This is a genomic window from Aeromonas schubertii, assembly GCF_000820105.1.
GTDB classification, from domain to species: domain Bacteria; phylum Pseudomonadota; class Gammaproteobacteria; order Enterobacterales; family Aeromonadaceae; genus Aeromonas; species Aeromonas schubertii.
This window is the reverse complement of sequence record NZ_CDDB01000049.1, coordinates 82951-95367: the sequence shown is the minus strand read 5'-3', so window position 1 is coordinate 95367 and position 12417 is coordinate 82951. Positions and strand designations below refer to the sequence as shown.

Below are 12417 nucleotides of genomic sequence, written 5' to 3'. Positions count from 1 at the left end.
TTATTGCGGCAGCGGCTGTTCGCCCTGCCAGAGTTGTTCGAGGCGCTCGCGCTCGCGCACCAGATAGGCCCGCTCCCCGTCCACCATCACCTCGGCGGCCCGCGGGCGGGTGTTGTAGTTGGAAGACATGACGAAACCATAGGCGCCTGCCGAGCGCACAGCCAGCAGGGAACCCTCGGCGATGGCCAGCTCCCGCTCCTTGCCGAGGAAGTCACCGGTTTCACAAACCGGGCCAACCACGTCGTAGAGGGCGCGGGGGTGTGCGGCACGGCTGTCGACCTCGATGATGTTCATCCAGGCCCCGTAGAGGGAGGGGCGCAGCAGATCGTTCATCCCCGCATCGATCAAGGCGAAGTTGCGGCTATCACCGGTCTTGAGGTACTCGACCCGGGTCAACAGCACGCCGGCATTGGCGGCGATGGCCCGCCCCGGCTCGAACAGTATGGTCAGGTTGCGGCCCGCCAGCTTCTGCTTGAGGGCACTGGCATAGTCGCTCGGATGGGGCGGCTGCTCGGCGCCATAGTTGACCCCCAGCCCGCCCCCCACATCCAGGTGGTGGATATGGATCCCCTCCACCGCCAGTTCGTCGATGAGGTGCAGCAGCTTGTCGGTGGCCTCCATGAAGGGGGCCAATTCGGTGAGCTGGGAGCCGATGTGGCAATCCACCCCCTTGATCTCGATATGGGCCATGGCCGCCGCCTTGCGGTAGATAGCCGGTGCCAGCTCGATGGGAATCCCAAATTTGTTCTGTTTGAGCCCGGTCGAGATGTAGGGATGGGTACCGGCATCGATGTCCGGGTTGACCCGCACCGAGACGGGGGCCTTGTGCCCCATCTCGCCGGCCACCCGGTTCAGACGCTCCAGCTCCGCCTCGGACTCGAGGTTGAAGCAGAAGATCTGCTTCTCGAGGGCGAAGCGCATCTCTTCCTCGCTCTTGCCCACACCGGAGAAGACCACCTTGCGGGGATCGCCGCCGGCGGCCAGCACCCGGGCCAACTCACCACCCGAGACGATGTCAAAGCCAGAGCCCAGGCGCGCCAGCACATTGAGCACGCCCAGGTTGGAGTTGGCCTTGACCGCATAGCAGATGAGGTGGGGAATATCGCCGGCAGCGGCGTCGAAGGCGCGCCAGTGGCGCTCCAGGGTGGCACGGGAGTAAACGTAGAGCGGGGTGCCGTGGGCGGCGGCCAGATCGGCCAGCAGACACTCTTCTGCCTTCAGCTGGCCAGCGGTGTCATAGTTAAAGTGATCCAAGGGGGTCCTTCCTTTAGTTCTGCTCGGCTCCCGTGGCAGGCTTCTCATCACTCTGCGCGGGTTGCGCCGCCGGCGCCTGCGCTTGTGGCTGCTCGGGGGGAGGCGGCATGTAGAGCGGCCCCTTGAGCCCACAGGCGGTCAGTCCCAGACAGAGGAGAGTGGCCACGAGGCCCTTGGCGAGCTGGATTGTCATAAAGGTTCGCTGTGAAAATAATTTCGGCCCTCTATAATCGCACTCACATTGTTAAAAGCAACAGGATAAACCGATGAAGGATCACGAGTATCACGCCCTGGTAGATGCCTTTTTCCAGTACGTCGAAGACACGGTGGACGAGCAGTATCCGGACATCGACTGCGAGCGTGCCGGCGGCATCCTGACCCTGGTCTTCGAGAACAAGACCAAGGTGATCCTGAACAAGCAGGAGCCCCTGCACCAGATCTGGGTCGCCACCCGGGAAAACGGCTACCACTTCGATCTGCAGGGAGATAGCTGGATCGATAACCGCTTTGGCAACGAGCTCAAGGCCCTGCTTGGCAAGGCTTGCAGCGACCAATCCGGCGAGCAGGTTACCTTCCCGTGATCGATCTGCACCCAACGGGCGCTCGCCATGCCATCATCTGGCTGCACGGCCTCGGTGACTCCGGCGCCGGCCTCGCCCCCCTGGTGGAGGCCCTGGCCCTGCCGGCCGAGCCGCCCATCCGCCACCTGCTGCCCGATGCCCCCGAGCGTCCGATCACCATCAACATGGGCTATCGCCTGCGCGCCTGGTATGACATCGAGAGCTTCGACGACATTGCCAGGCGCGCCATCGAACCCCATGTGCGTGAGAGTGCCAGCCGCATCCAGGTCCTCATCGAGCAGCTGATGACCGAAGGGTTCACCCCAGACCGCATCCTGCTGGCCGGCTTCTCCCAGGGTGGGGTCATCGCCTCCTTCACCGCCCTGCGCCTGCCGGTCACCCTGGCTGGCCTGCTCTGCCTGTCGACCTATCTGGCGGCACCCGATGCCTTGATGGGCGAGGTGACCGAGGCGGCCAGAGCAACACCAATCTGCTATATGCACGGCCTCTATGACGATGTGGTGCCCCTGTCGCTGGGCTGGGAGGCCAAGGGACGTCTCGAGCAGGCGGGCCTCACCCCCGAGTGGCACGAGTACCCCATGCGCCACGAGATCTGCATGCCTCAACTCGGCGATCTGCGCGCCTGGTTACTGGCACGGCTTGCCACCTGAACGAAAAGGGCCTGCGATTGCAGGCCCTTCTTCTTGCTCAACCCACCTCGCGGGCGGGTCCCTGGGTGCGATAGGGGATCACCTGCTGCTCTCCACTCTGGGTGATGATTTCGTAGAACTGGGGCAGGTTGAAGTTGATGAACTGGCCATCATCGCTGAAGCGCTCATGGCTCGAGGTATAGAAGCGGTTGACTCCCTGTACCAGCTCCTCCTTGTTGCCGGCGAAGTGCTGGTAGACCTCGACCCGATTGGCCTCGTCCAGGATATAGATGTTGAAGCCACTGCCCTGATTTTCGAAGAAGAACTGCACCAATCCCTCGCTGGCGTAGGCATCGACGATGGCCGGCAGATGCTGGCTATGGGTCTTGTCCAGACGCAGGGGCAGATGATCAAGCTTGTTGTGGGAGATGTGGCGATAGAAGTCCACCGCGTTCTCCAGCTTCTTGACCGAGACACCGCGGCGCTCGAAGAAGATGCCGTACTTCTCCTGTCCAAGGGCCAGGGTCTTGACCAGGCGCGGCTTGTCACGGGCCAGCCGCAGCTCGATGCACTCCGCCATCAACTGCTGGAAACGCGCCCGCACCAGAGAGCGGAAGTGCTGGCTGTAGCAGAACACCTCGATCCGCTCGGGGGCCGCGGCATCCTGGTGCATCTTGCCGAGTATGGTGGTGAGGGCATCGACCACGGCCTCCTCCCCCCGGAAGTGGAGGGTGCGGATCTCGCTCCAGGAGTTGCGATAGACCAGATCGATGGTACCCACCAGGCACTCCTGGTTGCGGCCAAAGGAGAAGATGTCCGCTGTATTGGCATCAAACTCGATCACCTGGCCGACCCAGTGGCTCGACGGATCCACCTCCAGATTGAGGAAGATCGCCAACTGGCGGATCTCGCAGGGCCGGCTCAGGGCCAGGTTACTGGCGGCCGGGTACTTGACCGGGAAGGTGTTGGAGAGATCGCGGCAAAACTGATGCAGGTTGTCGATGTGCAGGTCCGATCCCTGGTTGAAGAGATGGACCCGACTCTGGGTCGTCATCAGCCCGTTGAAGTAGCTCCAGGCCACCAGCTTGCTGATGTAACCGTTATATTCGAGGGGGGCGCGACCTATGATGTCGCCCGGCTCAAGGGAATGCTTATAGAGGTACCAACCGGCCCGGTTGAGACGACCGTGGGGCACCTGAATGAAGCTGAGATCAGGCTCGCCCAAATCCGGGGCAATCTTGAGGTTGATGCGCTGCACCTTGCCCGGCAGGCTCTCGAAGGCGGCGTAGAGCTTGCGCGACAGGATGCCGATGTCTTCCGGGTTGATCGACTCGCTGATGTTGTTGCGGCGGGCAAACAGGATGAGATTGCGGTAGCTCTGCATCAGGGCTTCCAGCAGCTCCGCATAGGCCACCTTCACCTCACCCACCTTCCAGTCACGCCGATGATCCAGGTGGCGGATCTTCTCCTCACTCCAGCCCCAGTAGGAGACCAGCTGCACCAGCTGCTCACGGCGCCAGGTGGGGCCGTGATCACTCAGTCCGTCGCACACCTTGAGATAGAAACAGCGGCGTACCAGATCGAGCCGCTGCATGTCCCCGATGGACTTGAGGTAGTTGGTCACCTTGTCGAGCATCAGGCAGTAGCCATCGAGGCGATAACTCATGCCCTCGTTGTGCTGGAACCAGCGTTTGCTCTCGACAGACAGCAGCTTGGTCTCGGGGTACTCGTGGGAGTAGGCCTCCATCAGCACCGTCTTGAGCACCGCCTTGTAGGGAGAGTCGATCCCCTTGTAGAGCTGCCACAGGGCCGAGCCGAAATACTCTTCCGCAGGAATACGATTAAACGAGCCCAGATCGAGCCACTCGTCGGGGTTGAGCGCCCCACTGCGAAACAGGGAAGCCACATAGTCGTCGTAGTGCTCATCCTGTTCGAGGGGCACCAGATACCAGAGCAGCCGCTTGCCCGCCAGACACATGGCGCTGCGGTAAAACTCGTCGAGCAGCAGCAGGTGCTGGGCGCTGCCACAACTCTCCCCTTCCATCTCGGCACTGTTGGACTGACGGAACTTGTTCTCGGGGATCAGGAAGAAGTTGACCTCGGTCCCCCGTTGCTCTGCCCAGCGCGACAGGAGCAAGCACTTGTGCTCCAGCATCTCCAGCCGCTCGCTGTCCAGCGCCGCCGAGTGGCAGACCCAGATGTCGAGATCAGAGTGACAGCACTGTCCGATGGAGGAGGTACTCCCCATGGTGTAGAGGCCAAGAATCGAACACTCGGTCGTGGCAAGCCCCCCGCTGCAGTGGGCCGTCAGACAGATGTCGTCGATGAAGGATTGTTGTTCACCGTTGGGAATAAAGTGGCAAATGCCATGAGGAACACGGCCGGAGACATAACCAGGCAACAGGGGGTGATTAAAATGCAGCAAGACGGGAAGCAGGTGAAAGACCTGCTGCCCGTAACGACTCATGATGCCCAGCGCCCGTTCTGTCTTGAGCCGATTCAGCTCATCGTAGCGGCGAACAAGCGTCTCCAGATTTGCGAGCAAAGACCTGCCTTTGTACCTGATGGAAATGACGTCAACCCGAATGTAACGTCACGAAACTGTGATCATGTTAACAATGCAATTCATGGTGGTAAACAAGGGGGCGGGCTATCGGGAAATAATTTCTTACCGAGGGTTAACAGGTTTCATAAGAAAGCGATAAAAGCATTTTTATTCATATACTTAAAAGACGTATAGAGGGGAATGGAAATTATTACCAACTGGCGCAGTTTGGGGAGGATCCCGCTTTTCCCCCCTCGCTCATGAAAGCCTGCCGAAAGGGTGATAAGATCGTTTTCCTTGTAAAAACGATGCAACAGATTGATATGTCGGTCAGAACCCTGAGAATCGCCACCCGCAAAAGCCCCCTGGCCCTGTGGCAGGCCAATTTCGTCAAGGCACAGTTGGAGGCCATCCACCCCGACCTGCAGGTGGAGCTGGTCCCTATGAGCACTCAGGGTGACAAGATCCTCGACACCCCGCTGGCCAAGGTCGGTGGCAAGGGGCTCTTCGTCAAGGAGCTCGAAACCGCCATGCTCGAAGGGCGGGCCGATATCGCCGTCCACTCCATGAAAGACGTGCCGGTGGAGTTCCCCGAGGGGCTTGGCCTGCATACCATCTGCGAGCGGGAAGACCCCCGTGATGCCTTTGTTTCCAACCACTTTGCCACCCTGGATGCCCTGCCCCTCGGCGCCGTTGTCGGTACCTCCAGCCTGCGTCGTCAGTGCCAACTGAGGGCCAGCCGACCGGACCTGGAGATCCGGGATCTCCGGGGCAACGTCAACACCCGCCTCGCCAAGCTCGATGCCGGTGAGTATGACGCCATCATATTGGCCGCTGCCGGTCTCAAACGGCTGGAGATGGCGCACCGCATCACCGCCTTTATCGAGCCGGAGCAGAGCCTGCCGGCCAACGGCCAGGGCGCCGTCGGGATCGAATGCCGACTGAATGACGACGCCGTCAAGGCACTGCTGGCCCCCCTCGAACATACCGAGACCCGCACCCGGGTACTGACCGAGCGGGCCATGAACCGCGCCCTGCAGGGAGGATGTCAGGTCCCTATCGGTGCTTACGCCCTGGTTGAGGGGGATCAAATCTGGCTACGCGGCCTGGTCGGCAGCCCGGATGGCAGCCAGATGCTGCACGACGAGATCCGCGGTCCCCTGGCCGATGGCGAGTCGCTCGGTGAGGCCTTGGCAGAGCGTCTGCTGGCTGCCGGTGCCGACCGCATCCTGGCCGAGGTCTACGGCGCATGACCCCCCTGGTGGTGCGCCCACGTCCCCAGGCCGATGCTCTGGCGGCGCGGCTGCGCGCCGCCGGTCACTCCCCCCTGGTACACCCTCTGCTCGAGTTGCGGCCGGGGGACGACCTGACGCACCTTCCCCATCAACTGCAGCAGGCCGAGATCGTCATCGCAGTGAGCCGTCATGCGGCACTGTTCGCTCGGGACTTTCTGTTGCAAACTGGTCAGACCTGGCCGAATATCGATTACTTTGCCGTCGGCGAGGCGAGCGCAGAGGCGCTGCGAGAGAGTGGCGTTCCCGCCCTCTGGCCGGATGATCCGCGCAGCGAGGGGCTGCTCGCACTGCCCGGCCTGCATCGGATCGCCGGCAAGCGTGTCCTGATCCTGCGCGGCAACGGCGGGCGTGAACTCATCGCCGACACCCTGCGCGAGCGGGGTGCCGACGTCACCTGCCTGAGCGTCTATCGTCGCCACTATCCCGCCCAGGACGGTGAGGCCCTCTGCCAGGAGTGGCAACATGCCGGTCTCGACAGCCTGCTGGTCACCAGCGGCGAGCTGCTCGAGACCCTGCTGGCTCTGGTGCCGACCCATTATCGGGAGTGGCTGCTGCGACTCCCCCTGTTTGTACCCAGCCCGCGTATCGCCGAGCAGGCGGCGCAGGCCGGGTTTCTCGACATAACGACAGCCCGGGGGGCCGACCATGACGCTCTGCTCGCGGCCCTGGAACTGAGGAAGATGCAATGACAGAAGAACAGAAGCAGCCCGCAACAGCCCAAGAGGCCCCGACAGAGAGCCAGCAAGCCGCTCAACCCCGATCCGGTGGCGGGCGGGCAGGTCTGGTACTGGGTAGCCTGGCCATCGCCCTTACCCTGGGACTGACCGGCTGGACCTATGTGCACGGTCATCAGCGCGGGGTGGCTCAACAGGCCGAGATGGCCAGCCTCAAGAGCCAGCTGAGCAGCGCAAGCGGCGAGCTGGATGCCCTGAAGGCGGCCCTGTCACAGGATCAACAGGGGCAGCAGAAGAACCTGCAGCTGCTGCAAAGCGAGATGAGCAGCCTGCAGAGCCGGGTGCTGGATCTCAACGAGAAGCGCCCCAACGACTGGCTGCTGGCCGAGTCCGAATACCTGGTACGCATGGCGGGTCGCAAGCTCTGGCTGGAGCACGATCTGGTCTCCGCCGTCACCATGCTGGCCAACGCCGATGAGCGCATCAAGGCCCTCGGCGATCCCAGCCTGATGCCGATCCGCAAGGCCATGGCCGAGGACATCGCCAAGCTAAAAGCCCTGCCGACGCTGGACCGTGAGGGACTGACCCTGAAACTGGCCGCCCTCTCCGATCAGATTGACCTGCTGCCCATGAATGCGGTCGCCATGCCCGAGACGGTCGGGCAGGCCGACCAGGCCGTCAGCGGCAAGCTGGATGACTGGCAGAGCAACCTGAAGAAGAACTGGGTCCACTTCACCGAGAACTTCGTCACCATCCGTCGCCGTGACGGCGCTGTGGAGGCGCTGCTCTCTCCCCAGCAGGAGATCTACCTGCGCGAGAACCTCAAGACCAAGCTGCTGCAGGCCCAGTTGGCCGTCTATCGGGAGCAGCAAGATCTCTACGCCGACAGCCTGGAGAAGGCCCAACGCTGGGTGAAGCAGTACTTCAATCAGGAAGACAGCGCCACCCGCTACGTGCTGGCCGAGATCGACAAGCTCAAGGATGAGCAGATCCAGTTCAATTATCCGGAGCGTCTCCAGACCCAGGCCCTGCTCGAGCAGGTCCTCAACGATCGCCTGCAGCGCCTGCTGGCCGGCCACTGATAGGGGGTTTCATGGTACGCATCATTCTTATCGTCGCCGCCCTCATCGCCGGACTGGTCTTCGGTCCCGAGGCAGCGGGCAACAAGGGCTATGTACTGATCGCCTTGGGCAACTACACGGTGGAGAGCTCGGTCACCAGTCTGGTGCTGCTCGCCATCCTGCTCTACGGAGCGCTGCTGCTGCTTGAATGGGTGCTGGTACGCCTGCTGCGCCTGCGCCGCAACACCGCCGGCTGGTTTGGCAAACGCCGTCGCAGCAAGGCCAACCAGCAGACCGTCGCCGCGACCCTGGCCATGGCCGAGGGCCACTACGGCCAGGCCGAGAAGCTGCTGGTCAAGAGCGCCCGCAACAGCGATACCCCCCTGCTCAACTACCTGAGCGCCGCCAAGGCGGCCCAGGCCCGCGGAGACGAGAGTCGCCGGGATCAGTATCTGCAACTGGCCCAGCAGGAGAACCCCAAGGCCGAACTGGCCCTGACCCTGACCCAAACCCAGTTGCAGATAGAGCAGGAGCAGTACGAGCAGGCTCTGGCGGCCCTGGAGCCCATCTACGCCCTGCAGCCACGCCATCCCATGGTACTGGAGCAGTTGATGCAGATCCGCCGGGCCCGCCGCGAATGGACGGCTCTCATCGAGCTGCTGCCGACTCTGCGCAAGGTGGGACGCCTGTCACCCGCTCGTGAGGAGGCGTTGCTCGAAGAGGCCTGGAGCGCTCGCCTGGAAGAGGCGAGCGGACAGCTCGACACCCTGCGCCCGGTGTGGCTCGAGATGCCGCGCAAGTTGCGCCAGCAGCCTCCCTTGCTGCTCACCTATGGCCGCTATCTGCGGGCCTTGGGAGCCGAGAGCGAGGCCGCCGAACTCTGGCTCGATGCCCTGCGCAAGGAGAACTCTCCCCTGCTGCTGGCCGAGCTGCCGCGCCTCAAGCTGGATAACTACCAGACGATGCTGGTGCAGCTGCGCAAGATGCAGGATCAGCCTGGCGCGCGCGCCGCCCTGGGCCAGATAGCGCTGCTGGCCGGCCAACTGGAGGAGGCTCAGCCCCTGCTCGAAGCCGAGTTGGCCAGCCAGCCGAGCGCCGCCGTCTACCACGCGCTGGCCCGGATCATGGAGCAGCGACGCCTCACCAACAAGGCCAACGAGTACTACCGACAGGCCCTGGCCCTCGCGCTGGGCTAACCCGCGAAATGATCGAGGCCACCCCCGGGGTGGCCTCTTCATATGGTCTTGTGATCGACCGCTTGTCTTCAGATTGTGTTATCCGTCTTGGCTGATTGCTCTATGGTGCCCTCCTTGCGCCTTCACGCTAGAAATGCCAGTGCCTGTGCTGCATCGCCTTCAAGCCATGTTGCGCCGTGATGTTGGCGCACTTGGGATACTCGGCCATGAAATGAACCAGCCCCTGTGCAATTTGCAGACGCAGGGAACCGAGTGGCTCGTGCCAGGCATGCAGGCAGAAATGCCCTGGGATCAACACCCCCTGGTAGGCTTGCAGCAGCTCGTCTGGCCAGGGTTCCAGTTCGGGGCCATGCTGACAGAGGTAGTAGGCGGCGGGTTCTCTTGCATAGATAAACTGGACCTTGGCCAAATCACGTTGGCTGAGCGCCTGATTGCCGATGTGGCAGGTCAGATGTTTTCCGCTATCCAGATCGATGAAGTGTCCCCGTTGCCGACAGGCGATGATGCGGTACCAAGGGAGCACAGAGGTGGCCGCATAGCCCCCCAGCTCCTGTTCGAGCCAGTGCCGGCATTCGGGGGTCTGAACCAGCTCCTGCATGGATCTGAGCTGCTCCAGAATTGCACCCGACGGCTTGCTGGCAACTCCCGCACCCATGATGCACCTCCTTGCACCTAGCCCCGAAAGAAGTATGAGCCCATGACCGTCGTCGGGCCAGCTCACACTTTGATCGAAATTAACTCAGAGGTTGTTTTTTATTCACATCTGTTCTATTGCGTCTAGCCAACCAGATAAGTGCCTGTTCCAAAAGCGATATGAGTCCCCTCCTCGTTGTGAAGCTCCATCCGGGCCACCGCTACCTTGCTGCCGGCACGGATGATGTGGGCGGTGGCGATAAACTCTGTGCCCCGCCCCGGCCTCAGGTAATCCACACGCAGGTCTATGGTGCCGAGGCGGGAGAAGCGCTCCTTGAGGTAGCTTGGCGAGAACTCCTCCAGCTCGTCGATGCACGAGGCGGCCACTATCATGCCGCCGGCCACGTCGAGCAGGCTGGCGGTGACTCCCCCGTGCAATATGTTGTGAAAGGGGTTGCCGATCAGCTTGTCGTCCATGCGGATGCGCAGCTCAACCCGCTCGAAGTCATAGTGAGTCACCTCCATGCCGAGCAGCCGGTTAAACGGCATCTTCTCGGCAAACAGGTTGGCGATGCCGCTTAAGGCCATCTTCTTGAGCATCTGCTTCATTTCCGTATCCCTGGAGTAAAGACTCCAGCCAGTCTGCAACAGGGTATTAACATTAGCAATCGCGGTTTATTGTGCCGGCCCCCTGCTTTAGAATGGCGACCCCAAAGGAGAGAACATGACCGCCATCGCCGAGACCCTGCCCGATACCCCCCTCGCCCTGCTGCAGGCGGTATTCGGCTACCAGCAGTTCAGGGCCGGCCAACAGGAGATCATCGAGCAGGTGCTGGCCGGGCGCGACGTGCTGGTGCTCAAGCCCACCGGCGGCGGCAAGTCCCTCTGCTATCAGGTGCCGGCCCTGCTGCGTCCCGGCCTCGGGGTGGTGGTCTCCCCCCTTATCTCCCTGATGAAGGATCAGGTCGACACCCTGCGCGCCAACGGGGTGGCCGCCGCCTACCTCAACTCGGCCCTGAGCCGCGAAGAGATGGTGCAGGTCTTCGCCGCCATGCGCCACGGGGAGATCAAGCTGCTCTACGTCGCCCCCGAGCGGCTGCTTCAACCCGATTTTCTGGAACGACTGGCGGAGCTTCCCCTCTCCCTGTTCGCCATCGACGAGGCCCACTGCGTCTCCCAATGGGGGCACGACTTCCGCCCCGAGTACGCGGCCCTGGGCCGGCTCAAACAGTGGTTCCCGAATGTGCCGGTGATCGCCCTCACCGCCACCGCCGATGAGGCGACCCGGCAAGACATGCTGACCCGCCTGGCTCTGCACGACCCCTTCATCCATATCGCCAGCTTCGATCGCCCCAACATTCGCTACAGCCTGGTGGAGAAGTTCAAGGGGGCAGAGCAGCTGCTGCGCTACGTGCAAAGCCAGAAGGGCAACTGCGGCATCGTCTACTGCTCGAGCCGCAACCGGGTGGAAGAGGTGGCCGAGCGATTGGCCCGCCACGGCTGCAAGGCGGCCCCCTATCACGCCGGCCTGCCTCTGGAGCTGCGTCAGCAGACCCAGGACGCCTTCCTGCGCGACGACATCGAGATCGTGGTCGCCACCGTCGCCTTCGGCATGGGGATCGACAAGCCCAACGTGCGTTTCGTGGTGCACTACGACATCCCCAAGAACATCGAGTCCTACTACCAGGAGACCGGCCGCGCCGGCCGCGACGGATCACCCTCCGAAGCGGTGCTGCTCTACGACCCGGCAGACATAGGCCGGGTGCGGCTACTGCTCGAGAATATCGAGAACCCGCAACAGCTGCAGGTGGAGCAGCACAAGCTCAACGTCATGGCGGCCTTCGCCGAGGCCCAGACCTGCCGTCGTCAGGTGTTGCTCAACTACTTCGGGGAATACCTGGACAAGCCGTGCGGCAACTGCGACGTCTGCCTCGACCCGCCCAAGACCTATGACGGCACCGAGGACGCGCAGAAGGCGCTCTCCTGCGTCTGGCGGGTCGGCCAGAGCTTCGGCATGGGGTACGTGGTGGAGGTACTGCGCGGATCCCTGAACCAGCGTATTCGCGACCATGGTCACGACAAGCTCTCCACCTACGGCATCGGCAAGGAGCACAGCGCCGAGCACTGGCAGAGCGTGCTGCGCCAGCTCATTCACAAGGGGCTGCTGACCCAGAACATCACCCGCAACATGGTGCTGCAGCTGACAGAGGCGGCGCGCCCGGTGCTGCGCGGCGAGCTCGCCCTGGAGCTGGCCGTGCCGCGGGTGCAACCCATCTCAAGCCGCAAGGAGAAGCGCAGCCGCCTCGATATCGGCAACTACGACCGCCGCCTCTTCAAGGAGCTCAAGGGGCTGCGCAAACAGATCGCCGAGGAGGAGGAGGTGCCGCCCTACGTGGTCTTCAACGATGCCACCCTGATGGAGATGGCCGAGGCGATGCCGATGACCGAGCGCGATCTGCTGGCCATCAACGGCGTCGGCCAGCGCAAACTGGAGCGCTTCGGCGACGCCTTCATGGAACTCATCATCGACTACTGTCGACGCTGACCCG

12 protein-coding genes are annotated in these 12417 nt (G+C 62.6%); 7 read left to right on the top strand and 5 right to left on the bottom strand.

Annotated elements, in window-relative coordinates; genetic code table 11:
• Positions 1-1254 carry a diaminopimelate decarboxylase gene (gene lysA / locus BN1133_RS10040; RefSeq protein WP_050666395.1) on the bottom strand — a complete coding sequence of 418 codons (1254 nt, stop codon included), beginning with the start codon at positions 1252-1254 and terminating at the stop codon, positions 1-3.
• 13 nt (positions 1255-1267) lie between these two features.
• Positions 1268-1447, bottom strand: coding sequence for an LPS translocon maturation chaperone LptM (gene lptM, locus BN1133_RS10035; protein WP_050666394.1), 180 nt, complete (start codon positions 1445-1447; stop codon positions 1268-1270).
• A gap of 73 nt (positions 1448-1520) precedes the next feature.
• Here lptM and cyaY point away from each other — a divergent pair, with 73 nt between their 5' ends.
• Both cyaY and BN1133_RS10025 read left to right on the top strand, forming a co-directional pair.
• The gene (gene cyaY, locus BN1133_RS10030; protein ID WP_050666393.1) at positions 1521-1835 is read left to right on the top strand and encodes an iron donor protein CyaY; all 315 of its coding nucleotides are present in this window, start codon (positions 1521-1523) and stop codon (positions 1833-1835) included.
• Positions 1832-2485: an alpha/beta hydrolase gene (locus BN1133_RS10025; protein ID WP_050666392.1), complete on the top strand. Its 654-nt coding sequence runs from the start codon at positions 1832-1834 to the stop codon at positions 2483-2485. Before cyaY ends, BN1133_RS10025 begins: the two co-directional genes overlap by 4 nt.
• A 37-nt stretch (positions 2486-2522) precedes the next feature.
• Here BN1133_RS10025 and BN1133_RS10020 read toward each other — a convergent pair whose 3' ends face one another.
• On the bottom strand, positions 2523-5009 hold the full coding sequence (locus BN1133_RS10020; protein WP_050666391.1) for a class I adenylate cyclase: 2487 nt from the start codon (positions 5007-5009) through the stop codon (positions 2523-2525).
• Between the two features lie 323 nt (positions 5010-5332).
• On the opposite strand from BN1133_RS10020, the gene hemC reads away from it, so the two are divergent.
• From hemC to BN1133_RS10000, 4 genes are read left to right on the top strand one after another with little or no spacing between them, the layout of a single operon-like run.
• Positions 5333-6262 carry a hydroxymethylbilane synthase gene (hemC, locus tag BN1133_RS10015; protein WP_050666462.1) on the top strand — a complete coding sequence of 310 codons (930 nt, stop codon included), beginning with the start codon at positions 5333-5335 and terminating at the stop codon, positions 6260-6262.
• Entirely contained in the window at positions 6259-6993 is a 735-nt protein-coding gene (locus BN1133_RS10010) for a uroporphyrinogen-III synthase (RefSeq protein ID WP_050666390.1), read from the top strand. The genes hemC and BN1133_RS10010 overlap by 4 nt, the downstream gene beginning before the upstream one ends.
• Positions 6990-8060, top strand: coding sequence for a uroporphyrinogen-III C-methyltransferase (locus BN1133_RS10005; RefSeq protein WP_050666389.1), 1071 nt, complete (start codon positions 6990-6992; stop codon positions 8058-8060). The genes BN1133_RS10010 and BN1133_RS10005 overlap by 4 nt, the downstream gene beginning before the upstream one ends.
• An 11-nt stretch (positions 8061-8071) precedes the next feature.
• On the top strand, positions 8072-9235 hold the full coding sequence (locus BN1133_RS10000; RefSeq protein ID WP_050666388.1) for a heme biosynthesis HemY N-terminal domain-containing protein: 1164 nt from the start codon (positions 8072-8074) through the stop codon (positions 9233-9235).
• A gap of 127 nt (positions 9236-9362) precedes the next feature.
• On the opposite strand, the gene BN1133_RS09995 is transcribed toward BN1133_RS10000, so the two are convergent.
• Both BN1133_RS09995 and BN1133_RS09990 read right to left on the bottom strand, forming a co-directional pair.
• A complete protein-coding gene (locus tag BN1133_RS09995) occupies positions 9363-9890 on the bottom strand; it encodes a hypothetical protein (protein WP_050666387.1) in 528 nt (175 codons plus the stop codon).
• Between the two features lie 122 nt (positions 9891-10012).
• Positions 10013-10477 carry a thioesterase family protein gene (locus BN1133_RS09990; protein ID WP_050666386.1) on the bottom strand — a complete coding sequence of 155 codons (465 nt, stop codon included), beginning with the start codon at positions 10475-10477 and terminating at the stop codon, positions 10013-10015.
• A 115-nt stretch (positions 10478-10592) separates the two neighbouring features.
• Here BN1133_RS09990 and recQ point away from each other — a divergent pair, with 115 nt between their 5' ends.
• A complete protein-coding gene (gene recQ, locus BN1133_RS09985; protein ID WP_050666385.1) occupies positions 10593-12413 on the top strand; it encodes an ATP-dependent DNA helicase RecQ in 1821 nt (606 codons plus the stop codon).
• Positions 12414-12417: the final 4 nt, after the last annotated feature.

What these genes read in the sequence shown, in the direction of transcription:
- BN1133_RS10000 (WP_050666388.1), top strand. Translation starts at nt 8,072, where the DNA reads ATGGTACGCATCATTCTTATCGTCGCCGCCCTCATCGCCGGACTGGTC.
- recQ (WP_050666385.1), top strand. Translation starts at nt 10,593, where the DNA reads ATGACCGCCATCGCCGAGACCCTGCCCGATACCCCCCTCGCCCTGCTG.
- lptM (WP_050666394.1), bottom strand. Translation starts at nt 1,447, where the DNA reads ATGACAATCCAGCTCGCCAAGGGCCTCGTGGCCACTCTCCTCTGTCTG.
- cyaY (WP_050666393.1), top strand. Translation starts at nt 1,521, where the DNA reads ATGAAGGATCACGAGTATCACGCCCTGGTAGATGCCTTTTTCCAGTAC.
- BN1133_RS09990 (WP_050666386.1), bottom strand. Translation starts at nt 10,477, where the DNA reads ATGAAGCAGATGCTCAAGAAGATGGCCTTAAGCGGCATCGCCAACCTG.
- BN1133_RS09995 (WP_050666387.1), bottom strand. Translation starts at nt 9,890, where the DNA reads ATGGGTGCGGGAGTTGCCAGCAAGCCGTCGGGTGCAATTCTGGAGCAG.
- BN1133_RS10005 (WP_050666389.1), top strand. Translation starts at nt 6,990, where the DNA reads ATGACAGAAGAACAGAAGCAGCCCGCAACAGCCCAAGAGGCCCCGACA.
- hemC (WP_050666462.1), top strand. Translation starts at nt 5,333, where the DNA reads ATGTCGGTCAGAACCCTGAGAATCGCCACCCGCAAAAGCCCCCTGGCC.
- BN1133_RS10010 (WP_050666390.1), top strand. Translation starts at nt 6,259, where the DNA reads ATGACCCCCCTGGTGGTGCGCCCACGTCCCCAGGCCGATGCTCTGGCG.